Source organism: Lentzea albidocapillata, from assembly GCF_000719115.1.
Taxonomy (GTDB): Bacteria; Actinomycetota; Actinomycetes; order Mycobacteriales; family Pseudonocardiaceae; genus Lentzea; species Lentzea albidocapillata.
The window spans coordinates 228,711-255,404 of record NZ_JOEA01000006.1 but is presented as its reverse complement, the minus strand read 5'-3'; the positions used below and the strand labels follow the sequence as shown (position 1 = coordinate 255,404).

The following is a 26,694-nucleotide window of genomic DNA, read 5'->3' as shown; positions in this document are numbered from 1 at the left end:
ACGGCATTGGTTTCCTCCCCGTGCGTGAATGTTCCTGATGGCCAGCTACCCGCGCCAGGAACGGAAAAACCGGACACGCGTTTGTTGGCACGAGAGGGTGAGCGAAACCCCCTTTCGGCACGCTGCGTGACGAATTCCCGGCGGCTGGTTCATTCGATGTGGGCGCGTGTTCAACGGTGCGCCGGGTAACCGTCGAAAGCCGCATTCAGCGAGGGGAGTTTGACCGTGAAACGCAAGTCGATCGCGTTCTGTGTCGGCAAGCTCGCCGGACTCTGCCTGCTCGCCGGTGCGCTGGTCGCCGGGCTTCTCTTCCCCGCCACCGCGACGCTGGGAGCGTTGTCCAACACCATCGGCGACCAGGTGAAGTCCACCTTGGCCCAGATGCTGAACACGGACCCGCCGCTGATGACTACGGTGACGGACAAGGACGGGACGGCGATCGCGTACCTGTACGACCAGTACCGGGTGCGCACTCCGCCGGACAGGATCTCGCCGAACATGAAGACCGCGTTGCTCGCGATCGAGGACCAACGCTTCTACGACCACAACGGTGTCGACTGGCTGGCCAGCCTCCGCGCCGCCGCCCGCAACAACGCCAGCGGATCGGTGCAGCAGGGCGCGTCCACCATCACCCAGCAGTACGTGAAGAACTACCTCGTGCACGTGCTGGCTCGTACGGACAAAAACGCACAGCGCGAGGCCCAGGAACAAAGCATCACCCGCAAGCTGCGGGAGGCGCGCATCGCGGTGGGCCTGGAAACGGCGCTGAGCAAGGACGAGATCCTCGCGCGGTACCTCGACGTCGTGCCGTTCGGTTCGACGATCTTCGGTGTCGCCGCCGCCGCACAGGCCTACTTCGAGACCACACCGGACAAGCTGACCATCCCCCAGGCGGCGACGCTCGCGGGCATGGTGAACAGCCCGACCGCACTGGATCCGGAAGCACGGCCCGACGCGGCTTTGGAGCGCAGGAACCTCGTGATCGACGCGATGGTGGCCGAGAAGAAGCTGTCCAAGGACGAGGCAGAACGCCACAAGGCCGGTCCACTCGGCCTCAGCAAGCCTGTCCGCCCGCTGCAGACCGGGTGCGTCGGCGCCGGCCCGTCGTACGGGTTCTTCTGCTCGTTCCTGGTGGGGTACCTCACCGAGGCCGGCTTCAACCTGGAGGAGCTGAAGATCGGCGGCTACCGCGTGGAGACCACACTGGACCCGAAGATCACCGGGCACGCGAAGCAGGCGGTCGAGGCGCAGGCGCCGAAGAACACCCCTGGTGTGGCCAACACCATGGCCGTCGTGCGACCGGGAAAGGACGCGCACGAGGTCGTGGCGCTGGTGGCCAACCGCGACTACGGCCTGAACAAGGAGGAGTTCGAGACGCAGTTCGACCTGCCGAGCGGCGTGGAGAACAAGTTCGGCACGGGCTCTGTCTACAAGGTCTTCACCGCGGCCGCCGCCCTGGAGAAGGGATTCGGCATCGAAACGGTGATCCCCTCCCCCAACTCCCACACCTCGAAGGTCTTCAAGGGCGGAGCCGCTTCCTGTCCTGCCACGGGTGAACCGAACACCTACTGGTACTGCCTCTCCAACCACAACGACCGCTACCCACCGCAGATGCCGCTGCGACAGGCGCTTTCGACCTCTCCCAACACGGCGTTCGTCATACTGGAGGAGAAGACGGGCCTGGAGGCCGTGGTGAACATGGCGTCGCGGCTCGGCATGCGCAGGACGATGGCCACGAACATCGCCGGCGTGCCGCCGGATCCGAAGGGCCCCAAGGACCTGCGCGTCAGCCAGGCGGAGTTCTACGCGGGCAACGGCAACGCCTCCTTCACCCTGGGCCCCGCGCCGTCGAGCACCCTCGAACTCGCGAACGTGGCCGCGACGATCATGAGCGGCGGCGTGTGGTGCGAACCCACCCCGATCCGGCGGGTCGTCGACAGGAACGGCAAGGAGATCGAGCTGATCAAGCCCCCGTGCGAGCAGGCGGTGCCCGAACCTCTCGCCAACGCGCTCGCCGTCGGTCTCAGTGAGGACAGCAAGGGCATGGGCACCGCGGCGTTCACCGCGCGCAAGGCGGGCTGGAAGCGTCCGATGATGGGCAAGACCGGGACGACCGAGGAGTACAAGTCCGCGGCGTACATGGGAGCCACCCCCGACTACGCCGGCGCCGTCCAGGTGTTCAACGACAGCACGTCGCCGAAGGGCATCTGCGTCGGCTCGGGACCGCCGCGGCTGTGCCCCGAGGGCAACATCTACGGCGGCACCGTGCCGGCGACGACCTGGTTCGACACGATGACGAAGGTGCACGCCGACCTGCCGGAGAAGCCCCTGCCGCAGGTCGAGGAACGCTACCTGCGCGGTGACGCCGCCCAGGCGAGGTGACGACCATCCGGGTGGTCGCCGCGCGCTGAACCGCCGTCCTTCACGGCGATGGAGGAAGTACCACGCCGGACGGATCTCGGTCGGGACGCATGCCACGCCAGGCCGGATGCCGCAACCGGCCGTCCGATGTCCACTGTCGATACTCGACCTCGCCCACCAGTTCGGGCTCGACCCAGCGGGCGTTGCGGGCGTGCTCGCGCGGCACCTCGACGGCGAACGGACTGGTGGGCCGCTCCAGCCTTTCCAGCTCCCGCTGGAGGTCGGCGAGCACGGTCCGGCTGAAGCCCGTACCGACGTGGCCGACGTACGCCAGGCCGCCCTGGCCGTCGTGGGCGCCGAGGAGCAGGGACCCGAGCCTGCCCGCGCGGTTGCCCTGCCCGACGCGCCATCCCCCGATCACGACCTCCTGGGTGTGCCGGAACGGCGTTTTCACCCAGGCAGGTGACCGGCGACCCGGCTCGTAGCGGGACTTGGCGCGCTTCGAGACGATCCCCTCGAACCCGTACTGGCTCGCCACGTGCAGGACGTCCGCCGGATCGGTGCTCAGGAACGCCGGAGGCACCTGAACCGCGTGTTCACCGGGCAGGCCCAGCTCGACGAGCATCGCCCGCCGCGCGTCGTAGGGCGTCGACAACAGCGACCGCCCGTCCAGGTGCAGCAGGTCGAACACGAAGTAGGCGATGCGCGGCCGGCTCGGCCGCAGCTCCCGCACGCCGGGAGCGAGCTTGTCGCGTTGCTGCAGCAGTCCGAAGTTCGGCCGTCCTTCCTGGTCCAGGGCCACGATCTCGCCGTCGAGCACGGCGGTCCGGTGGTGCAGCAGGTCGGGCAGGACGTTCAGCTCGGGGAAGCGCTGCATGAAGTCGAGGTCGTTGCGGCTGATCAGCTGCACGTTGCCGCCCTGGCAGTGCGCGACGCCCCGGTAACCGTCCCATTTGAACTCGACGGCCCAGCCGTCGTCCTGTGGCGCGCTGCCCGGAGTGGCGAGCATGGGCCGGACGAGGTCGAGCGGACGGCCCGCTGGTGCCGCGCTTTCCACCAGGCAGCCCTCCTCCGTGCGCCCCTCCCAGTCATGGTCACTGAGAATCGGCGAGGTCGCGACACGAAGCTCGCCGCCGAGCTCTCCTGCGGCTAACGGGCCGCGGCCACTGCGGCAGGCTCGATCTCGCCGTTGGTGAGGGCCCTGGCGACATCGCGCACCGGCCTGCCGGCCTCGCGGGCGTGGTCGAGGATCCGGGTCCGCGCGACGTCGACACCGACGTCGAGCGTGCCCGCGACCAGGCCGACGGCGTGCGCGAGTTGCACGCGGTCGTTCAGCGTGGTCAGCGTGCGCTCGGTCAGCCGGTGCACGCGCGCTGGTCCGGTTTCCTGGGACAGTCCCAGCACCGCCAGGTCGGCGAGCACCTGAGCCAGCCGCTGCTGCCAGGATTCCAGGGAGGCGGGCTCGAGGTAGAGCAGGTTCAGGCCACCGAGCACCTGGCCGTCCAGTCGCATGGGGCTGGCGTGCACCGCACGGTAACCGGCGGCGAGCGCGGCCGGCCGGAACGTGGGCCACCGGTCCTCGGCGGCAAGATCGGTGGTGGTCACGGCCACCCCGTCCCTGATGCAGTCGACACAGGGACCTTCGTCGGCCTGGGTCTGCAGGAGTTCCACGAACCGCGACCGCTCGTCGGAGGCGGACACGACGCTCATGCCGCCCCGCGGGTCGCTCAGCAGCACGCCGGTGGCGGACGCACCGAGCAACCTCGTGCACGCGGCAGTGACCAGGCGCAACACGGTGTCCGGGTCGTCGTGGTCGATGAGACTCGCGGTGAGGTCGCTCAGCGCGGGAACAACCTCGTCTCGGACATCGGACACGTTCACAGCATACGACCCGTCGAGGTGCGACACGGTTCAGTCCGCCAGCCGATCGAGGGAAATCCGCTGGTCGAGCACGTCGCGCGAGACCTCCAGCACCGACCGCCGCTCGGCGAAGGCGTGCGCCCGCAACCGGGCGAAGGCGTCCTCGAGGCTGATGCGCAGCTTCGCCGCCAGCACACCGGTCGCCATGTGAACGTCCTGATAGGACACTTCCATCCGCAGCTTGTCCTCGTCGTCCGCGAGCTCGTTCTCCAGCAACGCGAGCGTCGCCAGGTCGGCCAGCAGGGCGGCGTCCGTGACCGCCTCCCCGGACAGCCCGCCGGGACGGCGCCGGTACAGGTCCAGGGTGCCGAGCCGGATGCCACCGACCTGCAGGGGAAACGCGAACATCGCGGCGAGGCCCTCCTCCGCGGCCGCGTCGGCGAACCCGGGCCACCTGCCCTGCTCCGCGCGCACGTCCCCGACCAGCACCGGACCGCCACCGCGACAGGCCTCCACCGCGGGACCCTCGCCCAGCGTGTACTGGAGTTCCTCGATCACCGCCGCCCACCCGTCGCTGGCGCTGACCATCTCCTGCGCCCGCGCGTCGCCACGCAGCACCAACGCCGCGGCGTCCACCCCGGGCAGCACCTGCACGCACACCGCGCACAGCGCCAGCGGCCACTCGGAACCTGTGGTGCGTTCCGCGATCATCCGCTCGAGCCGGTCTCGACGTTGCCCGTCCACTCTCGGCCCCTCGCACCGACGCTGTCGTGAAGCACCAGAATACGAACCTCTGCCACCTGCGCGCACCTCGCGGATCCGCGTCCCGCCGGAGCAACGCGGTTGCGCTGTCCGGACCATTTGGACGCCTCGTGGAACCAGCGCGTCCGACGCTGCGTCATCCTGGGGAACCACTGCGTTCCGCTGCGTTTCGGGGGAAGGACGGCACGTGCCGGAGGACATCACCAAGATCATCGGAGGCACGTGATGTCGAATCCTCTGGTGGTCAAGCCAGACGCCGAGCCGTCGGGGTTCATGAACGCCGGGACGGGCGACAACGGCTGGGCGACGGGCATCCCCATCGCCGAGTCCGCAATGGACACGTTCAACGGCATCAAGGACGGCAACTGGGTCGAGGGCGGCCTGGGCATGGTGGGCCTCGTCGCGGACGCCGCGTCGATGGCGATCGACCCGTTCGGCACGCTGCTGTCGTCCGCGGCGTCGTTCCTGATGGAACACATGCAGCCGTTGAAAGAGGCGCTCGACTGGCTGGCGGGCGACCCGCCGGTGATCGAGTCGTACTCGGCCACGTGGAACAAGGTCGCCGAGGAGCTCGGCAAGATCGCGCAGGAGTACCAGCAGGCCGTTCAGGGCACCGCCGAGTGGCAGGGCCCCGCCGCGGACGCGTACCGGGCCGCCGCGGGCGCCCAGGGCGACGCGATCACCGGGGCCGCGTCCGCCGCCGGTTCCGTCGGCACCGTCGTCGGCATCATGGGCATGGTCGTCGCCTTCGTCCGCGAGATGGTGCGCGACCTGATCGCCGACCTGGTCGCGAAGCTGATCACGTGGGTGCTCGAGGCAGTGTTCACGCTCGGGTTCGGCACGCCGGTGATCGTCGCGCAGGCCGTCACCGCGATCTCGAAGTGGGCCACCCGCATCGGCGAGCTCATCCAGAAGCTCATCAAGACCATCAAGAAGGTCTCGCCGCTGCTCGGCAAGATCGTCGAGATCTTCACGAAGATCATGAAGGTCGTCGGCAAGCTGGTCGGCAAGGTGACCGGCCTCGACGTGATCTCGACGAAGTCCATCAAGCCCGGTGGTCTCTTCCAGTCCACGAACACGCCGGACCTCCCGAACGCCGGCGGCACGCCCACCAGCGGCCCGCCGACGTCCTCCTCCCCTGACGCGCCAACGACTTCGTCGCCTTCGGCCCCGTCTGGCCCGTCACCTTCGCCGTCCTCGCCGTCCTCTCCATCTTCACCGTCCTCTCCGGACGGTCCGAGCCCGTCGTCGCCTTCTTCGCCTTCGCCGGGCGGACCTTCACCTTCGTCCTCCCCGAACGCACCGTCGCCGAACGGACCCTCGTCCTCACCGAACGGGCCTTCGTCCTCGCCGGGCCCGGACGGCCCCAGCACCTCGAACGCCCCGTCGCCGGGTTCGCCGTCGAGCGGCGGGCCGTCGGGCGGGCCGTCACCGTCAGGTGGCCCGTCGGGCCCGAGTACGCACGGACCGGCGTCGTCCCCCGACGCACCGGCGGCCCCGCCGCGCAACACGGGCCAGACCACCCAGGCCGGCGTCACGGCGCCGGAAGCACCGTCGCAGCACGCCCCGTCCGCGCCACGGGACGGCGGACCGCCGTCCGGCTCCGCGACCACCCCGCAGCAGGGTCCGATGGGCGGTCCCGCGGGAGGTCCCGCCGGCAGCCCCGCAGGTGGTTCGCCGGCAGCAGGCGGCGCACGTCCGGGTTCCGGCGGAGGCTGGACCGGCACGCCGGGCGCACGCGGTGACCTGGGCTCGGGCATGCCTTCGCAGCGCACCCCGGACATGTCGCCGTCGCCGGCCCGGCCGTCGGCTCCCTCGCAGCCGAACTTCGGCCCGTCCGGCTCCCCGAACGCGCCTTCCGCGCCGCACGGTCCAAGCGCACCGCACGCGCCGCATGGCGGTCCTTCGGCGCCCAGCCCACACGGTGGTCCTGGCGCACCCCACAGCCCCAACGCACCGTCAGCACCGCACGGCGGTCCCGGCGCACCACACGGCGGCCCCAACACGCCGTCCGGTCCCGGCGGCCCCGGCGCACCGCACTCGCCGGACGGGTCGCACGGTGGTCCTGGGACCACGTCGCCGTCCGCACGGACAGACGCCCCGACCCGTCCACAGTCGACCACCTCGCCGACTCACGCGGACACCCCGCGCTCCGGCCCGAGTGGCCCTGGTACCAACCCGCACCCGCCACAGCAGCCCGGCTTCGGGCCGGGTCCGGGAGCGCCACACGCCGGTGGTCCCGGCCCGCACACGCCCGGCGGTCATGGCCCCGGCGGACCCAGCAGGCCGGACTCCCCCGCGCCGCACCAGCGTCCGGACGCCAACCGGCCCGACGGCCCCCGCCCGCGTGGTGCAGACGGCCCCGTCACGCACCCCGGTCAGCGTCCCGACGCGCCCGGTCAGCCGCACAACCGTCCCGACGGCTCGCGCCCTGACACCTCACGCCCGGACAGCAACCGACCGGACAGCAACCGGCCCGACAACTCACGACCCGACAGCAATCGACCGGACGCCAACCGACCTGACGCCGCGCGACCGGACGGTCCCGGCCACGGACCCACCAGTCCCCACCGCGACACCGACGGCCCCGGCCACCACGACGCCGACAACCGGCCGGACAACGACACGCCGCAGTCACACGCGGAAGAGCGGCCCTCCCCGCAGCAGGCGCACGAGCGCCATGCCGAGCAGACCCCTGCCGGTGTGTCGCACCACGGTGGCGACACCGACATGGGCGACCTCCCCCACCGGGTGCCGGAGGACCCGCGGTTCTTCACGGCCGACGTGCACGTCACGCCGGACGGCCGGGCCCGCGTCGGCGGGCACGACTACACGCCCGCCGAGTACGCGGACATGTTGCGGCACAGCGGTTACGACGGCAGCAGGCCCGTCCGGCTGATCGGCTGCGACGCGGGCAGCAACGACTTCGCGCAGCAGTTGTCCCGGCACCTCGACGCGCCGGTGGTGGCGCCCACCAAGCCCGCGTGGACGGACAGCAGCGGCCGGGTCTTCACCAGTGACCCGGAAATCTCGCCCGACGGCACGCGCTCGCCCAAAATCCCGCCCAACGGCGAGTGGGAGACGCACCACCCGGACGGTTCCAGGACCAGGGCGAGCGACGACGGTTACGCGCCCGGCAGCGATCGGGACACCGACGGCGCCGACGCCGTGGACCGCGGGGACGGCACGCAGGGCAACGACCCCGACGCCGACCCCGAGTACACGCCGCCGCCGAAGGACCGGATCATCCCGGCGGACGACCCCGCGTTCAACGAGCGGTTCGTCGACTTCGACCGGCCCACGCACCAGCCGGTCGACCCGAACAACCCGGACGCGCCGCGGCAGCCGCTCAACCGGCACGAGGAGATCCAGGCGCCGCACCGCGATCGCGAGACCGTGCCGGACGGCAACACCGAGCCCGACCGGCTCCAGCCGATCGAGAACCCCGACCCGGTGCCGGTCCCGCTGCGGGACCACCAGCCGTTGCAGCCGTGGACCGAGTACCCGGTGACCAACCAGAACGGCACGCGCACGACGTTCGTCACCGACGGCGACGGCGACGTCAAGTGGGTCGAGGCCACGCCCGGCCGGCAGGACCTGCAGGTGGACGGCAAGGGCAAGTGGTCCGGGTTCAACCCCGACCTCAGCCACCCGTTGCTGCCGGACGCCAAGTACCAGGTGCCGAACTACCACAACAACGACAAGATGCTGGCGTTCCACACGGACCAGCACGGTCAGACCGACTCGATGACCGGCGACGTCGAGGCGGGCGGCCAGAACAAGAACTTCCGCGACGACGACGGCGGCAAGGGTGCCCAGCAGCGCGCCTACCAGGAGGGCGAGGCCGCGTATCCGAACAACCCGCCGGACCGCACGCTCACCGACCAGGAGCTGAAGGACTCGCGCGTCAAGTGGGCGGGTGGCCACCTGCTGGCCAACGAGCTCGGCGGCTTCGGTGAGTACCTCAACATGCACGGGCAGATGGCGGGATCCAACTCCGGCAACGCCAAGGACGGCTGGTTCCACGAGCCGTCGTGGCGCAACAAGGAGACGGAGCTCGTCGAGTTCTCCAAGCAGCCGCACCAGGACGTCCAGAACTACCAGGTGCGGGCGACCCGCGAGGCGGACGGCGTGCCGTCCGAGGTGACCATGCGCTGGCAGGAGGTCACGTACGCGCGCAACGCGGACGGTACGGTCCAGCTCGGCCCGGACAACAAGCCGGTCGTGGAGAACGTGGTCACCAAGGAACGCGTGTTCCCGAACCGGCCGGAGGTGAACTATGGACCCCAGGACCGGTACAAGGGTCGCTGAGATCTGCGCGCTGCTGGAGGCGGGTGCCCCGGCCGGGTGGAACCGCGTCACCCTGGACGTCTGGGCGAACGTCATGGCGTACGAGCTCGCCACGTCCGCGCAGGACGCCCAGGGCCGGTTCGCGGGCGAGGTGCGGCCGGCGGAGATCACCGACCGGCTGCAGGAACTCCGCGAGCAGATGTACGAGGAGGACCGCGGCACGTGGTTGTCGGCGCGGTTCGTGCTGCGCCGCGAAGCCGCGCCCGAGGTGACGTTCAACTACGACGAGGACCCGCGGTGGTCGCCGGAGCTGCACCCGATGATGTTCGTGCGCGATCTGGAGGCGTTCCCGCGCGCGGACGAGCACCTGCGGGGCTGGCTGCGCGAGACCGTCGAGCGCGGGCTGGAACTGCAGCGCGCACACGAGGTGAGCCTGGCCGATCAGTAGGCTGACCGGGCCCGACCGCGATCTAGGAGAAAGCGAACAACCATGGCGAACTGGCCGGCGCTCAGCCCGATCGAGCAGCAGGAGAAGCTCGCGGAGATCACCCAGGAGATCCTGCCGACCCTGCCGCAGGGGTGGTCGCGCCTGGTGCTGCGCGCCAAGATGATCGGCCCGCACAGCGAGGCCGACACGGGTCTGAAGATGACGGACGGTTCGGTGCGCGGCTGGTCGTTCCCGCCGGAGGTGTGGCGGAAGTTCCAGCAGCTGCGCAAGGGCATGTACGCCGAGGGCCTCGGTTCGTGGATCGAGTTCGAGTACATCCTGGACCCTCCCGGCACGTTCTCCATCCGCTACAACCGCGACGAGGCACCGAAGTTCGACGCCGCGCCGTCCCCGGAGAACTTCGCCACCGAGCAGAAGTGGTTCCCGCGCAACGACGAGCAGATGCCGGACTGGTTCCGCAACGGGCTCGCGAACGCCTGACACCGGAATTGTCAGACCCCCTTGCTACGGTCGTTCCAGCTGATCAACGCGAGGGGGAGACCGTGGCTGCTGCCACCACGTACCTGGAGCTGTCCGAGGCGAGCGGGAGCGCGCACAAGTTCTACGAGGTCGTCGTCGACGGCACGAGGGTGAGCATCACGTTCGGCCGCATCGGCGAGCGGGGCTCGACGCGCGAGTCCACGTTCGCCGACGAGGCCAAGGCGGTGAGCGCGGCCGAGAAGAAGATCGGCGAGAAGGTCCGCAAGGGCTACGCGCCCGCGGTCAAGGGCGGGCGGCAGCGGCGGGCGATCACCCGGCGCGAGATCACCAGCGTGCGGTCCAGTGCGCGGCAAGCCCCTGTGCTGTGGCGGTTCCACTCCGGTGCGCCCGCGTTCGGCATCTTCATCGGCGAGGACGAGGCGTGGGTCGGCAACGAGCGCGGCGACGTCTTCACGCTCACGCACGACGGCCAGGTCACCGGGCGCTACGGCCTACCTGACGGCGTGAAGTGCATCGTCGCCGACGACTTCTGGATCTACGCGGGCTGTGACGACGGGCGCGTGTACGACCTGGGCGGCAAGGTTCCGCGCGTCGCGTACGAGATCGCCACCGACGTCGACATCTACTGGCTCGACATCGACGACGGCGTGCTCGGCGTGTCCGATCGTCAGGGCGGCATCACGATCGTCGACCACGAGGACGAGTTCCAGTGGTCCCGCCGCAGCGCGGGCGACAGCGCGTGGATGGTGCGGTGTGCGCCGGAGGGCGCGTTCCACGGGCACTCCCGGGGCGTCACGCACTACGCGGCGCGCACCGGCGATCCCGTGTGGCACGCCGAGACGACGGGTGCGGTGCTGTTCGGCTGGCAGGAGCCGACCGAGGTGTTCGCGGGCACCAGCCGCGGGTGGGTGCACCGGCTGTCCCGTGCCACCGGGGCCGAGACCGCGCGCTACCGTTGCGACGCGGCGGTTTTCTCGTGCGCCACCTCGCCGGGCGGCGACTACGTGTTCGCCGGCGACAACCACTCGTCGGTGTACTGCTTCGCGGCGGACGGCACGCGCCTGTGGAAGCTGGGCACGGGCTGCGGTTCCGCGTTCTCCATGCAGTACCGCGACGAGCGCCTCTACATTGTCACGACCGACGGCTCACTGGCGTGCATCGACGCCAGCCCAGCCGCGATCCACGCGGCGGAGCAGGGCGAACTGCCGCAGCGCAGCGACATCAAGGCCGACCACTGGCAGCGCGTCGAGGCGACGGCCGAGGTGGAAACCGTTGTGGCCAGCGCGATCCCGTCCGGCGGCGTCGTGGTGGAGTGCGTGCAGGAAGGCGGCCGCATGCGCGTCCGCGTGATCTCCGACGGCTACGACCGCTCCCGCGCCGTGCAGTTCCCGAAGGACATCCGGGTGCCCGGCGCGCGGTACCTGGTGACCGAGATCCACACCTCGGCGAGCGGCGGCTTCTACCGGGCGAGGGGAGAGATCAAGCGCCTCCTCTGAGCGGCCGGAAAGTTCGCGGCTTGTCCTGGTTCGCCCCGTAAAGGCGCAGGGCCACCTGGGTCAACTTCGAGTTCGGGTGAGAAGTCGTTGTACGCGTTCGGTTTCTGCCTCCATGCCACGCTGGAGGTAGATGCCGAGCGCCTCCCGCCAGGCGGCCTCGGCGCACGAGTGCCGGCCGAGCGCCACGAGGGTGTGGCCCATGCGTTCGAGGCCGTCCGCGAGTCCGTGCAGGTGTCCTAGTTCCCGCACCACGGCGATGGCTTGTTCATAGTGCTCAACGGATTCCTCGTAGCAGTCGCTTTCGTGCGCGACGAAACCGAGGCACGCGAGCATGGTCGCCTCCCCCGTGCGATACCCCTGCTCGCGGTGCATGGCGAGCGCGACACGGCTGAAACTCCTGGCTGCGTCAAGCCTTCCCAGGAACGCCGTGAGCCAGCTTATCTGGGCGAGTGTGCGCGCTTCCCACTCCCGCGCACCCATCACGCGGTAGACGGCAAGCGCGCGGCGGGCGTGCTTGAACGCCTGCCGCGCGTCCTTCGGGCCCCAGGCGACGCCGAGCGAGTAGTGGACTCCGGCCAGGTGAACGGGATCGGCCAAAGCCAGTGCGCGGTGGAGGTGTTCGACGGCGGTCTCGTGGTGCCCCAGCACGACGAGGGCGGCACCGGTCATGTGTTCGGTGCTCGCGAGGACGGCCGTGTTCCGCAGGTGCGTGGCGGCATCGGCGGCGATCCGCCACATCGCGAGGCGGGCGTGCACGAGGCCGCTCCGCGCCATGAACGTGGTGGTGTTCCACGCCAGCAGCCAGGCGACGGCGTGGCTCTGCTGGTCGAGCGCGGACTGCTGGGCGGCGACCAGGCACGCGAACTCGGCCTCGAACCACTCCTGCGCCGCCTGGTCGTCCGGCACCGGGTCGACGTGCGCGTCGTGGACGACGTGGTCGATCGGGGGCGGGAAGCGGAGCCGGTCCATGGTCCGGTCCGCCGCCCGTGCGGCTTCGAGGTAGTGGCCGAGCACCCGCCGGGTCGCCTCCTCCCGCACCACGGCCGGCAGGTCCTGGGCGACCGCGGCGGCGTAGGCACGGACCAGGCCGTGCATCCGCCACCGGCCCGGAACGTCCTGGTACAGCAGGGAAGCCTCTTCCAACGCCCTCAGCACCTGTCTGGCCGGTGCCCGTTCGATGCCGAGGAGGCAGGCCGCGGCGGCCAGGCCGATGTCAGGGCCCGGAGAGGTACCGAGGAGAGCGAACGCGTCGCGCTGCCACGGGCACAGGGCGCGCAACGACCACGACAGCACGGCGGGCAGGCTGGCGGAGGGCTCCTCGTTGTCGAGCACGTCGATGACGGCGTCACTCAGTTCGGCGGCGAGGACGGCCAGCGGCAGGCCTCGCCGGATCTGGGCATGGGCGATGACGATGCTCAGCGCCAGCGGGAACCCGCCGCACATCGCGATCAGCTGGTCGACGGCCCGCGGTTCGGCCTCCAGGCGACCGGTGCCGAGCCGGCCGGCGAGCAGCGCGCGGGCGTCGGCGTCGTTGAGCTCGGTCAGCACGAGGTGCTCGGCCGCGTACCGGGTGACCAGGCCGGGCAACCGGTTGCGGCTCGTGACGAGCACGGTGCACAGCTCGGAGCCGGGCAGCAGCGGCACGACCTGGTCGGTGCTCGCCGCGTTGTCGAGCACCAGCACCATCCGCCTGCCCGCGACCAGCGAGCGGAACAACGCCGAACGGGACTGGACGTCGGCGGGGATGCGGCCCGGTTCGACGGCCAGCGCGTGCAGCAGGCCTCCCAGCGCCTCGCCGGCGTCCATCGGCTCCTCGGCCGGCGAGAAGCCGCGCAGGTCGATGTACAGCTGGCCGTCGGCGAACCGGCCGGCGTTGCGGTGCGCCCAGCGCAACGCGAGGCTGGTCTTGCCGATCCCGCCGGTGCCCGCGATCGCCGAGATGAGCACGGTGCCGGCGACGGCGGCGTCGAGACGGTCCAGTTCCTCGTGACGGCCGACGAACGTGATGGGTTCCGAAGGCAGCTGCCGCGGCACCACCGGAAGCGGCGGCGCGGCGGTGAGCCGGGGGTCGGCGGCGAGGATCCGCTGGTGCAGCTCGCGCAAGGCGACCGAGGGCTCGGTGCCCAGCTCCGCCTGCAGCCGCTCACGGATCCGCCGGTAGTGCTCCAGCGCATCGGTGCCGCGCCCGGCCCGGTGCAGTGCCAGCAGGTACTGGCGCGCCACATGCTCGTTCAACGGGTGGCTCGCGACCCGTGCGGCCAGCTCGGCCACCAGTTCCCCGCCCCCGCCGGCCGCCAGCCGCGCGTCGACCAGCTCGTGCGAGGCCGCCAGTCGTTCCTGTTCCAGCCGGTCGCGTTCCTCGCGCGCCCACTCGCCGTCGAGGCCGGTCAGCGCCTCCGCCCGCCACAACGCCAGCGCCTCGGTCAGCAACCCGGCCGCGTCCCCGGATCGGGCACGCGCGCGCAGGTCGTGGAACTTCAGCAGGTCGATCTCGTCACCGAGCAGGACGTACCCGCCGGACCGGTGCTCGATCGCCAGCCCGCCGATCGCCGCCACCGCCCGGCGCAGCCGTGACACGTAGCTGTGCAGGGTCGTGCGCGCCCGCGGTGCCGCGTCGGCACCCCAGACCCGTTCGACCAGCCGGTCGACCGGCACGACCTTGCCGGCGTCGACCGCGAGCGCGGCGAGGACGCACCGCTGCCTGGGCGCGCCCAGGTCCACCGCTCCCGCACTCACTTCTCCCAGAAGACACAGCACGGAACCTTCACGCGGCAGTCGGCGTTCAGGTTGCCGTGCCGGTGAGCTAATTCCGGTACAACGGGTTCGGGCAGTCGACGTACCGGCTCGCCGCGCCCTCCGCACGCGTCCAGCGCAACAGCAGGTTCGCCTTCGCGGGCACGAACCGGTTGTCCAGCAACGACATGACCTGTTCACATCCGTGGTCTCGCGCATAGGCGACGAACACGGACCGTGCCTCCGCCCACACGTCCAGGCCGGGGTGCCGGTCCAGCACGGCACCCGCGATCTCGATCAGGTGGTTGACGACGAGGCAGTACCGCAGCCGCTCCCACCCCTTCGCCTCGGACACTCCCCGCGAACCGTCCGATCCGTCCATTGAGGACAGCAGCTCGGCGTGCCGGGGCAGCAGCCGCATGCCTTCGGGATCGCGGTAGATCGCCTGGACCGGCATGCCCTCGGCGTCGACGCCCACCACGACGTTCTGCAGGTGGCACTCCATCACGACACCGTGCGCGAAGAACGCGTGCAGCACAGGAGGAACGACGACCGAGACGTACCGCCGGAACCAACGCAGCGCACCGCCGGAATCCAAGCCGTCCAACGGGTTTCCCTCGAAGCCCTCGCTGATCCCTGCTGCCAGCAACGGGGTCACGCCGGGAAGCGCGTGCTGCCGGATGCCGTCACGCACCACGACCGCCAGGCCTTCGAAGGCATCCGGCGACGTCCGGTAACCGCGGTCGATCAGAAAGGCCGCGCCGGGGAAGACCGAGGCGATGTCCGCGAACACCGGTCTCAGCAGGCGCGCGAGCGGCGGGATCCACCGCAGGTCGTGCGCCCACAACCGGCGCACGTCGTTGGTGATCTGCACGTCGAGGCTGAACTTGTAGAACAGATCTGCCGCCGGGTCGTACACCGTGCGCACCGAGGACGTCGGCCACACCTCGGGCCCGGACACCGGACCTTCGAGCCCCAGTAACGTCAGCTGCCACGGATGCGCGGGGAGGAGCCCGGCGGGCAACGGCACCTCGCCGTCGTCGACGAACGAGCCTTCCAGGTGCGCCAACGAAAAACTCGCGTGCACCTCGGGCGCGTACGGCAGCCACTCCGGCGCGGGCAGGCCGCCGCGGCCCTTCGGCGCGGGGTGGTAGCGGTGGCCGGCGACCAACGCCTGCTCGGAGCGCCGGTAGAGATCGGCGGGCGGAGCGGTGCGGGCGTCGAGCACGGCGGCGATGGCCGACCGCGACCCCGCGATCTCGTCCAGGAAGCCGACCGGCGGGTCACCGAGCTCCTTGGTGATGAGCACGGCGAGTTCGTGCCACGACAACGGCTGCCACGAACCGGTGAACACCTCGGGGTCCGACAGCCAGCGCCCCTCCCGCACGCGCAGCAGCGTGCCGGTGCGCGGCAGCCGGAGCGTGCCGTCCGCCCACTCCCCCACCTCCCGGCGCAGGCAGTTCAGCAGGGCCGTCGTCGTGATGCCGTCGGGGGCAGTGATCGATTCCACCGGTGTCCGCTTCTCTCCGGCGATGTGTCAGGATCAGATCATTCTGACGCAAACACCTGTCGAGTCCGAGTTCGCCGCCGCGCTGGACGAAAGACGCGCCGAAAGGTTCGTCGCGGCGCTGCCCGGAGCCCGTGCGGCGATCCTCGCGCGCCTGCGCCGGGCGTTCGCGATCGAGCCGTTGCCGCAGGTCAGCGTCGACCCGACCGAGTACTCCCACCCGGTCGACCTCCTCACCGCACTGCGCTGGCCCCGCTCGGAGGACCTGATCGCCGAGGTCGCCCACAGCGTGGCCGGACTGGCCCTGTCGCGCACAACGAGCCCGCTCACGACTCCATTCCTGGACAGGTCGCTGGAGGAGCACGAGCAGAGCGTGGTCGACGGCCATCCGCTGCACCCGTGCTGCCGCAACCGCACCGGGTTCACCGCCGCCGACCACCTCGCGTACGGCCCCGAGCACCGCCCGGTCGTGCCGCTGCGGCTGCACCCCGCGGCACAGCACGTGGTGTTCGGCGACTGGCCGGACGAGCTGCGCGACGGCGAGCGGATCCTGCTCCCGGTGCACCCCTGGCAGGCGGACCGGCTGGGCGTGATCACCGCCGGCACCCTCGACGCGAGCCCGCTGATGGCGCTGCGCACGCTCTCGGCCGGCGCGTGGCACGTCAAAACGACGCTGAGCGCGCAAATCACCTCGGCCGTGCGGGACATCTCCGGCGGCTCGATCGCCACGGCGACAACGGTCTCCGACTTCCTGGACGTGGCTGTCGAGGGCATCGAACTGCAGCACAACCGGGCATCGGCCGCCGTGCTCACCGACGGCGAACCCGACCGGCGGCTCGGCGTGATCCTGCGCGACAAACCCGTGCCGCGCGAGGGCGAGACGCTGCTGCCCCTGGCCGCATTGAGAGGCAGGCCGATCGCCGACCCGATCGGCTGGCTCGCGGAGTTCGCCGAGCTGACCGTGCCGCCGCTGATGACGCTGCTCGCGCGCGGGGTGGCCCTGGAGGCGCACGAACAGAACCTGCTGGTCGGCCTGGTCGGCGGCAGGCCGAGCCGGGTGATCTACCGCGACCTCGCCGACATCCGCGTCAGCCCGCGCGCCGGCCTGCCCGGACGCCTGCACGCGAGCCCGGAGGCCTTGCGCGCCAAGACCTTCGCGACGTTCTTCGCGACCGCGCTGACCGGACTGGTCGAGGCGCTCGACGCCCCGGACGCCGACCTGTGGGACGTGGTGGCGCGCACGGTCCCGGACACCCCGGACCGGCACGCGCTGCTGCACGATCCGTTGCCCGCCAAGCCACTCACGCTGATGCGGCTCGACCCGCGCACGACGAAGTGGGCCTTCCTGCCGAACCCGTTCAGGCCTTGAGCAGCTCCGCCCGGTGCTGCCAGGCCAGCGACAGCAGCGCGGCACCGGCGGCCTGCGTCGGTTCGTGATGCACGAACCGCTCGATGTTCGAAGCGGTGAACGGGAGTCCGCGCAGCACCTCGCCCTCTTCGTTGTGCGACACCAGATCGCCGAACAAGTCGTCGAACCGCGAAGCCTCGATCACCGCCACGGTCAGCATGTCGGTGGCGAACGTCAGGGGGTCCACGCCCATGCCGAGGTAGAACACGCGGGCCGCCTCCGTGAGCCGCCGGGCGAACGGCCAGGCCGCGTAGTCGGCGTCGTGGATCTCCTCCGCTCCGAGCATCTCCTCGGCGAACTCGCGGATCATGCAGTGCCACAACGAGAAGTCGGCCTCGGACGAACCCTGGAACACCCCGACCGGCAGCACCTGGAACATGCCACCCGCGTGCCCGACGCGCTTCGGGTCCCGCCAGTGCAGGAAGAACGTCGCCTCCCCGGAGACCTCGTCGTGCCGCAGAGTGAGCGTGCTGATGGCGACGTTGACGGGCCGCCGCCGGGGATCGCACGGATCACCGACCCCCGAGCGCGACGGCAGCGCGTCGATCCGCCCCATCTCGCGCGCCGCGTACTCGTGCGCGCAGGCCTCGCCCACGTCGATGCCGTCGAAGTAGCTGCCGAGCCCGAACGTCAGGTGCCGCCCGGTGAAGCCGAGCAGCCGGTAGGTCTCGCGGTTCTGGAACACGGCCGGCGCGGCGAGCGCCGCCATCGCCTCCGAGTAGCTGCCGAACCCGTCGGGGAGCGCCGAGACCGGCACCTCGGGCAGCGCGGCGGAGGCCTTCAGTTCCAGCGAGAGATCGGCCAGCGGGAGCGGACCGGGAGGCATCCAGTCCGGCGACGTGAGCAGCGGTGTGCCGGCGACCCTGGGCACGTCCGGGTACTCGGAGACGGCCGCGAGCGCCAGCGCGTGGCGGCATAAGAGCAGGTGAGCGCGCACTTCGAGCCACTCGGCTGACGTCGGCATGGCCCCATTCTGCGGGTACGGACCCCCGGACACGACGACATGACCGAGCCACCCGCTGGCCCGGTCTCCGCGTTATGAGGCTGTCAGGCCCGCCAGCGCCGTGACGCGTGGACGACGTCGCCGACCGCGCGTGCCAGGCTTCCGTCGGCATCGACGCGGCTCTCGTAGTGCTCTGCCGGAAGCGGCATGGCCACCTCGGGCGGTGCCTCGTACGAGTCGCTGTCTTCCCAACGCAGCCTGCGTGCCGCCTTGACGAACGCGACCGCCGCTGCCAGCAGCAGCACCCCGACCACGGCCGGCCACCAGACCGATTCCGCGACCGCGATGGCGAACTGGACCTGGGCCACAACGACGAACACGACAGTCAGTCCGACCACCGACCACGGGGCCGATCCACCGTCATGTCTGCGCTTGGCGGCACCGGTTGCCCCCATTGGCGTCACCTCCACCGATGTTGCCTGGACATCGGCGATTGATCGCACGGAGTTACAGGGGTAAGCGTACTCCCCGATCGTTTGGTTGCAGACCGTCATCTTCCGGACGTCCGCTCACCAGCGCGAAACCGGTGTGCAGGGCGTGCACTATTCACTCTGTGGTGTGATCATCGGCTCGTGTCCGCACTGCACGCGGGGGACCCCGCATCATTCGCCGCCGATGTTCTCGACGAGGGTCCGGCCGAACTGGAGTACGTGCCCGGAGTGGCGTCCCGGCAGCCCACCAAGACATGCGCGGGCGGCGCGTTGATCCGTGATTCCACCGGACGCGTGCTGTTCGTCGTGCCGGCGTACAAGGCGGTGCTGGACATCCCCGGCGGCATGACCGAGGCCGACGAGTCCCCGAAGGCCGCGGCACTGCGGGAGATCCACGAGGAACTCGGTCTCTCGGTGGCTCTGGGGCCGCTGCTGGTGGTGGACTGGACGCCGCGCAACGGGGTCTGGAGCGACTGCCACCAGTTCGTGTTCGACGGTGGCGTCGTGGACGGTGCCATGGCGTGTGATCCCGAACTGGAAGGCGTGCTGTACCTGACGCTGGACGAGGCGAAGCCACGCATCTACCCGTCACTGCACCGGCGCCTCACGCTCGCCGTGGCGGCCCTTGAGAGCGGTTCCACGCGGTACGCGGAGTTCGGCAGGGAGGTCTGATCCGGATCGCCTCTCGCTTTAAACTCGGCCCATGGACCTGAGCGCGTTCCCCCGAGTCTCCCTGGGCACCTGGCCGACCCCGCTGGAGGACGCCCCGAGGCTCGCGGCCACGCTCGGCGCCCCGCCGGTCCTGATCAAGCGCGACGACGTCAACGGCCTCGGCGCGGGCGGCAACAAGCTGCGCAAACTCGAGTTCCTGCTCGGCCAGGCGATCGAGCAGGGCGCGGACACGATCATCACGTTCGGTGCGCTGCAGACCAACCACGGCCGCCAGACCGCGGCGGCGTGCGCGAAGCTCGGCCTGCGCTGCGAGCTCGTGCTGACGGCCAAGGTGCCGATGACGGGCGCCTCGTACGAGCGGTCCGGCAACGTCGTGCTGGACCACATGTTCGGGGCGAACGTGCACGTCTGCGCGGACGCCGACGAGACCGTCCTGGCCTACGAGAAGGTCAACCACGACAAGGCCGTCACGCTGCCCGTGGGCGGCTCGAACGGGCTGGGGACACTGGGTTACGTCGCGGCGGCCGTCGAGCTCGTCGGGCAGCTGAACGAGCGCGGCATCGACAACGCCACCATCGTCGTGCCGGACGGCAGCGGCGCCACGGCGGCCGGCATCGCACTCGGCACCGAACTCCTGGGCTGGCGCGGCACCGTCCACGCCGCGAGCGTCTCGCACACCGCCGCGGACGCCGAGCAGGAACTCCGCACCCTCGCCACGGACGCCGCGGCACTCCTCGGCGAGCCGGCCCCGGAACTCGGCCACGTCACCGTCACCGACGACACGATCGGGCCGGGCTACGGCGTGCCCACGCCGGAGATGTGGAACGTGCTGAAACTCTTCGCGGAGACCGAGGGCGTGATCCTCGACCCGGTCTACACCGGCAAGGCCGCGGTGAAGTTCCGCGAGATCGCGCCGCGCAGCCACGTGCCCGTCGTGTTCCTCCACACAGGTGGTCTTCCCGGCTTCTACGGCTACGCACCCGAGGCGGTCGCGCAGTTCTGACGAGCGTGATCAGTACTCTGGTGTGGTGACCGACCTCGCCCACGACCTGGGCCTGCTGCGCGACCTCGAACGGCGGCTGCTCGTCTACAAGTTCGCGATCGAGGAGCTCATGACGAAGCTCCGCATCTTGAGCGAGGAGTTCGACTCGGTCCATCAGCACGACCCGATCGAGCACATCACCAATCGGGTGAAGAAGCCGGAAGGCATCCTGGAGAAGCTGCGGCGCAAGGGTTTTCCGCTCGACCTCGACTCCATCGGCGACTGGCTCGACGACATCGCGGGCGTGCGGGTGATCTGCCCGTTCGTCTCGGACGTCTACCGGGTCAAGGCGATGCTCGCGCGCCAGCACGACGTGGAGATCCTGCACACCAAGGACTACATCGCCGCACCGAAGCCGAACGGCTACCGCAGCCTGCACCTGATCGTGCGCATCCCGGTGTTCCTGTCGGACCGGGTCGAGCACGTGAAGGTCGAGGTGCAGCTGCGGACCATCGCCATGGACTTCTGGGCCACGCTGGAGCACAAGCTGTTCTACAAGTACGACGACAGCCCGCCCGCGGACTTCGTGGGCGAGCTGATGTCGACCGCGATGATCGCGGCGCAGCTGGACGAACGGATGGAGTCCCTCCACCGCCGCATCCACCAGGACTAGTGGTGGGCTTACGGCTTGGTGATCTCCAGCTGCAGCTCGGTCACCCAGTCCGCCGGGTCACCCTCGCCGTAGTTCAGGTACACCTCGCGGGCGAACCCGTTCTGCTTGTACCCGTGCGCCTCGATCCACGCCGCCACGGCCTGGTACGAGGTGTCGACGCCGTCCATCGTGCCGCGGTGCACGATGGACGCCGCCTCGGCCAGCGCGGGCAGGTCGACGACCTCGAAGTCGTAGGCGGCGGACGGTTCGACGGCCACGGTCACGCCGGCCCGCACGACCACCTGGTCGCCCTCGGCGGACTCGTAGGTCGCGATGCCGTGCCCGGACGGCGTGACCCCCGCACGGCCCAGGCGTTCGAAGAGCTCCGGGTACAGCGGCTGGATGACCGGGCCGATGTCCTCGGACTGGTACGACGCGGCGGTCGCGGTCAGGCGGGCGATCCGGACGGCGGGGACGGGCTTCACGACGATCTCGTCGGTGGGCATGGCGCCTTCTCTTTCTATGGCACGGAGACGCGCCTCGACCCGGCGCAGCCGCGACTCGTCCGCGAGGATCTGCTGCCGCAGCTCGGCCCGCCGCAACGAAAGCATGCCGTGCAACTGTTCGGCGGAAAGCTTTTCGTCGAGCACCACACGCACCTGGTCGAGCGTCAGACCGAGGTCCTTCAACGCGACCACGCGGTTCAGTCGTTGCAGCTGGGCGGCGGTGTAGAAGCGGTAGCCGCTGGCCGGGTCGACGTGCGCCGGCAGGAGCAGGCCGACGGCGTCGTAATGGCGCAGCATCCGCACCGACACACGCCCCAGATGGGCGAAGTCTCCGATCGTGAACATGACTGCTCCTGTGTAGGGGCTGACACGGTGTGAGGGTCAAGAAATGATGGTTTGAGCAACGTGCCGGGTGCGCATCCTGGGACGTTGACGAGAGGTGGCACATGACGTTCGCACATCCGGCGCTGTTCTACTCCGACGAGGAGTCCTACATCGACGGAACCGTCCCGTTCGTGGTCGAGGGCCTCGCGAGCGCCGAACCCGTCGCGGTGGCGGTACCGGGCAGGAACCTCCAGCTGCTCAAGGAGGCGCTCAGCGGCTTCGCCCACCTGGTCACGTTCCTCGACATGACGGACACCGGCCGCAACCCCGGCCGGATCATCCCCGAGCTCCGCGCGTTCGCCGACCGGCACCGCGGGGCCGTCCGCATCATCAGCGAGCCGGTGTGGGACCTGCGCACCGACGTCGAGTACCCGGCGTGCACGCTGCACGAGGCGCTGGTCAACTACGCGTTCAGCGGACGTGACCTGAGCATCCTGTGCCCCTACAGCACCACCACCCTCACCCATGACATCCTGGCCGACGCCGAGAAGACCCATCCGGTCGTAATCGACGCGAGCGGCCACCGCCCCAGCGACCACTTCCACCCCGCGCGGGTGGTCGTCGCCGCCCACTCACTACCGCTGACCATCCCGTCCGACGCGGCGAGCACGTCCGTCGGTGCCGGGGCGATGGCGGCGGTGCGGGCGTTCGCGCGTGAGCAGGCCGTCAAGCTGGGGCTGGCTCATGATCGGGTCGACGACTTCACGCTCGCGGTGACCGAGCTCGCCACGAACAGCGTGCGGCACGGAGGCGGCGAGAGCACGGTCCGCGTCTGGGCGGAAAGCAAAAGTATTGTTTGCCAAGTCAACGACAACGGGCACATCACGGATGTTCTGGCTGGCCGGACCCCTGTTCACGCAAACGAACCGGGCGGTCGCGGTCTGTTGCTCGTCAACCGTTTGGCGGATCTCGTCCGCACCCAAACGACGCCGTCGGGGACGGCAATCCAAGTCAGATTCGACCTGACTGACAAAAAGGCAACGTGATCCACATACATTTGGGCGACTTCGTTATAGCTTGGGCACGTGCACGACGAGGAAGCGACGGAAATCGGATACACGGGGGCGCGTTTCGGGTCTCCGGCGACCCGTAGACGGCTGCGCGCCGACGGAAGTGAAGACTTCAACGGCGCGGAGACGCAACAACTGCCTCGTCAGCAACCGTTGCGCCAACGCCCACCGGAACCGCCACCGGAGTGGCCTGTGCAAGAAGACCCGACCAACCGCCCCGCCAGGGACAGCTCGCTCATCCGTCCCTACACCCGCACCGGCGGCCGCACGACGGCCCGCCACGACCTGCGCCTGGAAACGCTGCTCTCCACCGAGGAGGACCGGCTCTACCTCGCGACCAACGACCAGGCCGCGATGATGCGGTTGTGTCTGCAGCCGCGTTCGGTCGCCGAGATCTCGGCGCTCATGAAGATCCCGCTCGGTGTCACGCGGGTGCTGCTGAGCGACCTGATCACGCTGAACCTGGTCGTGGTGCACGAGCCGAGCGCCCAGCCGAACATCACGCTGCTCGAACGCGTGCTGTCCGGGTTGCGCAAGTTGTAACCCGTTCGCCAGCGCGCGAGATCACGCCCGGTCGCCGATAATTCCGAACGTGGCGACCTCCAGCGACGAGACCCCGAAGACACCGGTCACGGAACCCATCCCGGCCGCTCCGCCGACCGCCGCACCGTCCGCGCCGGTGGCTGCACCGAAGAAGCTGCGGCCCACCCGGATCAGCGGCACCTGGGTCGCCGTGCTGGTGGCGATCGTCGTGCTGATCTTCCTGCTGGTCTTCATCCTGCAGAACGGCGACAACGCCACGATCCACTTCCTGTGGGGCCAGTTCAGCCTGCCCCTGGGCGTGGCGCTGCTGTTCGGCGCGATCGGCGGCGCGCTGCTGGTCGCCGTCGTCGGCGCCGCCCGGATCCTGCAGTTGCGGCGTCAGGCCAAGCGCACCGTGCCGGTCACTGGTCGTCCCTCGACCTCATCACCAGCTCGACGCGTGAACTGATCCCGAGCTTGCGGAAGATCTTGCGCAGGTGGAAGTTCACCGTGTGCGGCGACATGAACAGCTGCGTGGAGATCTGCCGGTTCGTCTGGCCCTTGGCCACCAGGTTGGCGATCGCCCGTTCGGTGTCGTCCAGACTGGACCATCCGGACTCCGGCCGCGCCGGAGCGGCCCTGCGGCGCCGGCCGAGCTTGCGCAACCGGCCCAGGACCCGCGCGCTGTCCCGTGACGCACCGATCTCCCGGTAGAGCCCGAGCGCGTCCTCCAGTGCCTTCACCGACTCCGACCGGTCCGGCGAGCCCGTGAGCAGCACGCCGAGGTCCTCGGCGGCGTTCGCCCGCGCCCACAGGTCCCGGTGTTCCCGCACGGCCAGTTCCAGCGACTTCGCGTCGCCGTCGAGCAGGCCGCGCGCGTGCACCGCGGCCGCGCAGATCGCCGGGAACCCCGGATGGTCCCGCGCCAGCCGTTCCGCGTGGTCCACGACGGCCTTCGCCAGCCGCTCGTCCCCCGCCTCCAGCGCCCGGCGCAGGAACCACCCGGCGGCGCGGGGTTCCTCCGCGAACAGTCCCGACGACACCAGGCCCGGGTACTCGCCGGTGAGCAGCGCCAGCGCCTTGTCGAGCCCGGACCCGACGTAGGTGACGAGCACGTCGGTCCACTGGTAGTAGGCGCGCGAGAAGATGACGCCGTCGGCCGGGGCCCGGTCGCGGCAGCGTTCGACGTGCTCGAGCGCCGCGGGCAGGTCGCCGGTGTGGATCGCGACCATCGCCAGCACCGCCAGCGCCGGGGCGACCACCGCCTCGTGCCCGGTCTCCTCCGCCACCGCCAGCGCGCTGCGCGCCTCGGCCGCGGCCTCCTCGATCCGCCCCGCCTGCAACAGGATCCGGGCCTGGACGACCGCGGTCATGACCTCCCTGGTGACCACCGCGGACGGCCCACCGCGGACCCGCCGCACCACGTTGCCGGCGTCGGCGAACTCCCGCAGTCCCGCGAGCAGCGTCGCGAGCAGCAGTTGCGGATACGCGCCGAGGTCGTGCGAGGTGCTCGACCGCGAGGCCTCACGGGCCAGTTCCAGCGCGTCGCCGGGCCGGCCGGTGTCACGCGCGATCGCCGCCAGCACGGCCAAAGCCGTTGCCAGCACGTCGTCCGGTGCGCCCTGGCGGGTGCGCACGACGGACTCGGCCAGCTCCTGCGCGCGGCGACGGTCGTGGCCGAGCAACGCCATCAGCCGGGTGATCTCCACCCAGGGTGCGAGTTCCGGCGCCAGGTCGGGTTCGCGCAGCAACGCCTCGGAGATCTCCAGCGACTCCGCGTACCGGGCCCCCAGCAACGTCGTCGTGGCCACGCAGTGCCGGAGTTCGGCGGCGGGCTCCGGGGCGACCTGACGGGACAGGGCCTCCTGTGCCAGCGCCTGTGCGGCGGTGAGCCGGCCGGCCGCGGTGAGCGCTCGCACCGCCATGACCGTGCGGTGGACCAGCAAAGCAGACGCTTGGTCGGTCAGTTCGAGCGCGCGCACCGCCAGCTCGGCGGCGGCCTCGGGAGCGTTCCACAGCACGGCTTTCGCGGCCGCGACCAGTCCGTCGATCGACCGGGCGTCGCCGCGCTGGGCACCGTGCAACAGGTGCTTCGCGGCGACGACGGCGGAGTCCCCGCGCCCCAGCAGCATCTCGCCGGCCTCGCGGTGCAGCGCGCGCCGCACGGGAGGGGGCACGGAGTCGGCGACCAGGCGCCAGAGCAGTTCGTGCCGGAACGCCAGCCTGTCGTCCCGGGCCGTCACGACGCCCGCGCGGATGACCTCGTCCAGGGCGGGCAGCAGGATCGCGGTCCTCGACGCCAGCATCTCCGCGACGTCACCGGGTTCGAAGCGCGGCCCGAGCACGGCGGCGACCTGCAGGAGGTGTCTTGCCCCGCCGCTCAACGCACCCACGCGGTCGCGCAGCAACGCCTCGGTGCGGTGCGGCGGCCGATCGGCCCTGATCGAGGCGTGCCCGGCGCTGGTCAGCACCAGACCGTCCTCGTGCAGGGCCCCGAAGAGCGCGACCAACCCGGCGGGAATGCCCTGGGCGGTGGAAGCAAGCGCTTTCAGGTCGTCGTCGGGGACTCCGCCCGCGAGGTCGGCGACGAGGTCCGCGACCACGTCGTCCGCCAACGGCCGCAGCTCGATCCTGATGGCACCGCCCTGGGCGGCGGCACCGAACAGGCGGTCGGTGCCCTCACCGCGGCGGCGAGCGAGCAGCCACACCACCTTTTCGTCGGTGGAGGCGGGTAACAGACCGCGCAGTGCGGCCAGGGTGCCCGGCTCGGCCAGGTGGAGATCGTCCAGCACGACGAGCGCGGGACCGCCCGGACGGCGTTCTGCCAGGCGGGCCAACAGGAACGGCTGATCGAGTTCGTCCTGCGCGGTGGCGACCTCGAAGCCGCGGCCGGCGGCGACGGCGGCGATCTCGGCCAGCAACCGCGTCTTGCCGGTGCCCGCCGCGCCGTCGATCAGCACCACACCGGTGCCCGCGTCCAGCACGCCGTTCAGGAGCTCCCGTTCTCCCTCACGGCCGCGGAACATCCCGTCCCGATTCCCCGACACCCATTATTCCTTTCGCTCCGCGGCGGCGGAGAACAAGCGCTGCATTACCACAACGACCAGCACCACGACCAGCCCCGAGCGGCCCTTCTACGCCGTCGGGACGACCTCGAAGCGCAGTCTCCAGGCCTGACGCTACCCAT

General features: G+C 70.5%; 21 protein-coding genes. 12 read left to right on the top strand and 9 right to left on the bottom strand.

What is annotated here, in order from left to right; all coding sequences use genetic code 11:
- Positions 1 to 225 precede the first annotated feature (225 nt).
- The gene (locus tag IG04_RS0110770; protein ID WP_245816439.1) at positions 226 to 2,382 is read left to right on the top strand and encodes a transglycosylase domain-containing protein; all 2,157 of its coding nucleotides are present in this window, start codon (positions 226 to 228) and stop codon (positions 2,380 to 2,382) included.
- 40 nt (positions 2,383 to 2,422) lie between these two features.
- Here IG04_RS0110770 and ligD read toward each other — a convergent pair whose 3' ends face one another.
- The 3 genes from ligD to IG04_RS0110755 form a co-directional block, all read right to left on the bottom strand.
- Complete coding sequence (gene ligD / locus IG04_RS0110765) at positions 2,423 to 3,418, bottom strand: non-homologous end-joining DNA ligase (protein WP_245816438.1); 996 nt, start codon at positions 3,416 to 3,418, stop codon at positions 2,423 to 2,425.
- 92 nt (positions 3,419 to 3,510) lie between these two features.
- The gene (locus tag IG04_RS0110760; protein ID WP_063758247.1) at positions 3,511 to 4,236 is read right to left on the bottom strand and encodes a GAF domain-containing protein; all 726 of its coding nucleotides are present in this window, start codon (positions 4,234 to 4,236) and stop codon (positions 3,511 to 3,513) included.
- 36 nt (positions 4,237 to 4,272) lie between these two features.
- Complete coding sequence (locus IG04_RS0110755) at positions 4,273 to 4,965, bottom strand: GAF and ANTAR domain-containing protein (RefSeq protein ID WP_030476439.1); 693 nt, start codon at positions 4,963 to 4,965, stop codon at positions 4,273 to 4,275.
- 258 nt (positions 4,966 to 5,223) lie between these two features.
- Between IG04_RS0110755 and IG04_RS0110750 the strand changes: the two genes are divergently transcribed.
- The 4 genes from IG04_RS0110750 (at position 5,224) to IG04_RS0110735 (ending at position 11,697) form a co-directional block, all read left to right on the top strand.
- Positions 5,224 to 9,294, top strand: coding sequence for a hypothetical protein (locus IG04_RS0110750; protein WP_157512898.1), 4,071 nt, complete (start codon positions 5,224 to 5,226; stop codon positions 9,292 to 9,294).
- On the top strand, positions 9,263 to 9,721 hold the full coding sequence (locus tag IG04_RS0110745; RefSeq protein ID WP_036014270.1) for an antitoxin YezG family protein: 459 nt from the start codon (positions 9,263 to 9,265) through the stop codon (positions 9,719 to 9,721). Before IG04_RS0110750 ends, IG04_RS0110745 begins: the two co-directional genes overlap by 32 nt.
- A gap of 42 nt (positions 9,722 to 9,763) precedes the next feature.
- Positions 9,764 to 10,201 carry a hypothetical protein gene (locus tag IG04_RS0110740; protein ID WP_030476436.1) on the top strand — a complete coding sequence of 146 codons (438 nt, stop codon included), beginning with the start codon at positions 9,764 to 9,766 and terminating at the stop codon, positions 10,199 to 10,201.
- A gap of 62 nt (positions 10,202 to 10,263) precedes the next feature.
- Positions 10,264 to 11,697: a WGR domain-containing protein gene (locus IG04_RS0110735; RefSeq protein WP_030476435.1), complete on the top strand. Its 1,434-nt coding sequence runs from the start codon at positions 10,264 to 10,266 to the stop codon at positions 11,695 to 11,697.
- A gap of 60 nt (positions 11,698 to 11,757) precedes the next feature.
- Here the strand turns inward: IG04_RS0110735 and IG04_RS0110730 are convergent, their stop codons facing one another.
- Both IG04_RS0110730 and IG04_RS0110725 read right to left on the bottom strand, forming a co-directional pair.
- A complete protein-coding gene (locus IG04_RS0110730; RefSeq protein ID WP_211257735.1) occupies positions 11,758 to 14,433 on the bottom strand; it encodes an AfsR/SARP family transcriptional regulator in 2,676 nt (891 codons plus the stop codon).
- Positions 14,434 to 14,500: 67 nt separating this feature from the next.
- Positions 14,501 to 15,940 (bottom strand): IucA/IucC family protein, encoded by a 1,440-nt coding sequence (locus tag IG04_RS0110725; protein WP_211257729.1) that lies wholly within the window; start codon positions 15,938 to 15,940, stop codon positions 14,501 to 14,503.
- A 22-nt stretch (positions 15,941 to 15,962) separates the two neighbouring features.
- Between IG04_RS0110725 and IG04_RS0110720 the strand changes: the two genes are divergently transcribed.
- Positions 15,963 to 17,306, top strand: a complete 1,344-nt coding sequence (locus IG04_RS0110720; RefSeq protein ID WP_030476432.1) for an IucA/IucC family protein — start codon at positions 15,963 to 15,965, stop codon at positions 17,304 to 17,306.
- Here IG04_RS0110720 and IG04_RS0110715 read toward each other — a convergent pair.
- Together IG04_RS0110715 and IG04_RS0110710 are read right to left on the bottom strand one after the other, a co-directional pair.
- A complete protein-coding gene (locus IG04_RS0110715) occupies positions 17,296 to 18,309 on the bottom strand; it encodes a hypothetical protein (RefSeq protein WP_036014269.1) in 1,014 nt (337 codons plus the stop codon). The genes IG04_RS0110720 and IG04_RS0110715 overlap by 11 nt on opposite strands.
- An 83-nt stretch (positions 18,310 to 18,392) precedes the next feature.
- Entirely contained in the window at positions 18,393 to 18,743 is a 351-nt protein-coding gene (locus tag IG04_RS0110710) for a hypothetical protein (RefSeq protein ID WP_144065525.1), read from the bottom strand.
- Between the two features lie 177 nt (positions 18,744 to 18,920).
- Between IG04_RS0110710 and IG04_RS0110705 the strand changes: the two genes are divergently transcribed.
- Genes IG04_RS0110705 through IG04_RS0110695 form a run of 3 tightly spaced genes read left to right on the top strand, consistent with a single transcriptional unit; the run spans position 18,921 to position 21,106 of the window.
- The gene (locus tag IG04_RS0110705; RefSeq protein WP_030476429.1) at positions 18,921 to 19,451 is read left to right on the top strand and encodes an NUDIX domain-containing protein; all 531 of its coding nucleotides are present in this window, start codon (positions 18,921 to 18,923) and stop codon (positions 19,449 to 19,451) included.
- A 31-nt stretch (positions 19,452 to 19,482) separates the two neighbouring features.
- Positions 19,483 to 20,454 carry a D-cysteine desulfhydrase family protein gene (locus IG04_RS0110700; RefSeq protein ID WP_030476428.1) on the top strand — a complete coding sequence of 324 codons (972 nt, stop codon included), beginning with the start codon at positions 19,483 to 19,485 and terminating at the stop codon, positions 20,452 to 20,454.
- A gap of 22 nt (positions 20,455 to 20,476) precedes the next feature.
- Positions 20,477 to 21,106 carry a GTP pyrophosphokinase gene (locus IG04_RS0110695; RefSeq protein WP_030476427.1) on the top strand — a complete coding sequence of 210 codons (630 nt, stop codon included), beginning with the start codon at positions 20,477 to 20,479 and terminating at the stop codon, positions 21,104 to 21,106.
- Positions 21,107 to 21,114: 8 nt separating this feature from the next.
- On the opposite strand, the gene IG04_RS0110690 is transcribed toward IG04_RS0110695, so the two are convergent.
- A complete protein-coding gene (locus IG04_RS0110690; protein ID WP_030476426.1) occupies positions 21,115 to 21,936 on the bottom strand; it encodes a MerR family transcriptional regulator in 822 nt (273 codons plus the stop codon).
- A 101-nt stretch (positions 21,937 to 22,037) separates the two neighbouring features.
- On the opposite strand from IG04_RS0110690, the gene IG04_RS0110685 reads away from it, so the two are divergent.
- The 3 genes from IG04_RS0110685 (at position 22,038) to IG04_RS0110675 (ending at position 23,976) form a co-directional block, all read left to right on the top strand.
- Positions 22,038 to 22,961: an anti-sigma factor RsbA family regulatory protein gene (locus tag IG04_RS0110685; RefSeq protein WP_030476425.1), complete on the top strand. Its 924-nt coding sequence runs from the start codon at positions 22,038 to 22,040 to the stop codon at positions 22,959 to 22,961.
- A gap of 216 nt (positions 22,962 to 23,177) precedes the next feature.
- On the top strand, positions 23,178 to 23,528 hold the full coding sequence (locus IG04_RS0110680) for a DUF742 domain-containing protein (protein ID WP_030476424.1): 351 nt from the start codon (positions 23,178 to 23,180) through the stop codon (positions 23,526 to 23,528).
- Positions 23,529 to 23,577: 49 nt separating this feature from the next.
- Positions 23,578 to 23,976 (top strand): LapA family protein, encoded by a 399-nt coding sequence (locus IG04_RS0110675; protein WP_084401824.1) that lies wholly within the window; start codon positions 23,578 to 23,580, stop codon positions 23,974 to 23,976.
- Here the strand turns inward: IG04_RS0110675 and IG04_RS0110670 are convergent.
- The gene (locus IG04_RS0110670) at positions 23,930 to 26,554 is read right to left on the bottom strand and encodes a helix-turn-helix transcriptional regulator (protein ID WP_144065524.1); all 2,625 of its coding nucleotides are present in this window, start codon (positions 26,552 to 26,554) and stop codon (positions 23,930 to 23,932) included. The two genes, IG04_RS0110675 and IG04_RS0110670, sit on opposite strands and share 47 nt — an antisense overlap.
- Between the last annotated feature and the right edge of the window lie 140 nt (positions 26,555 to 26,694).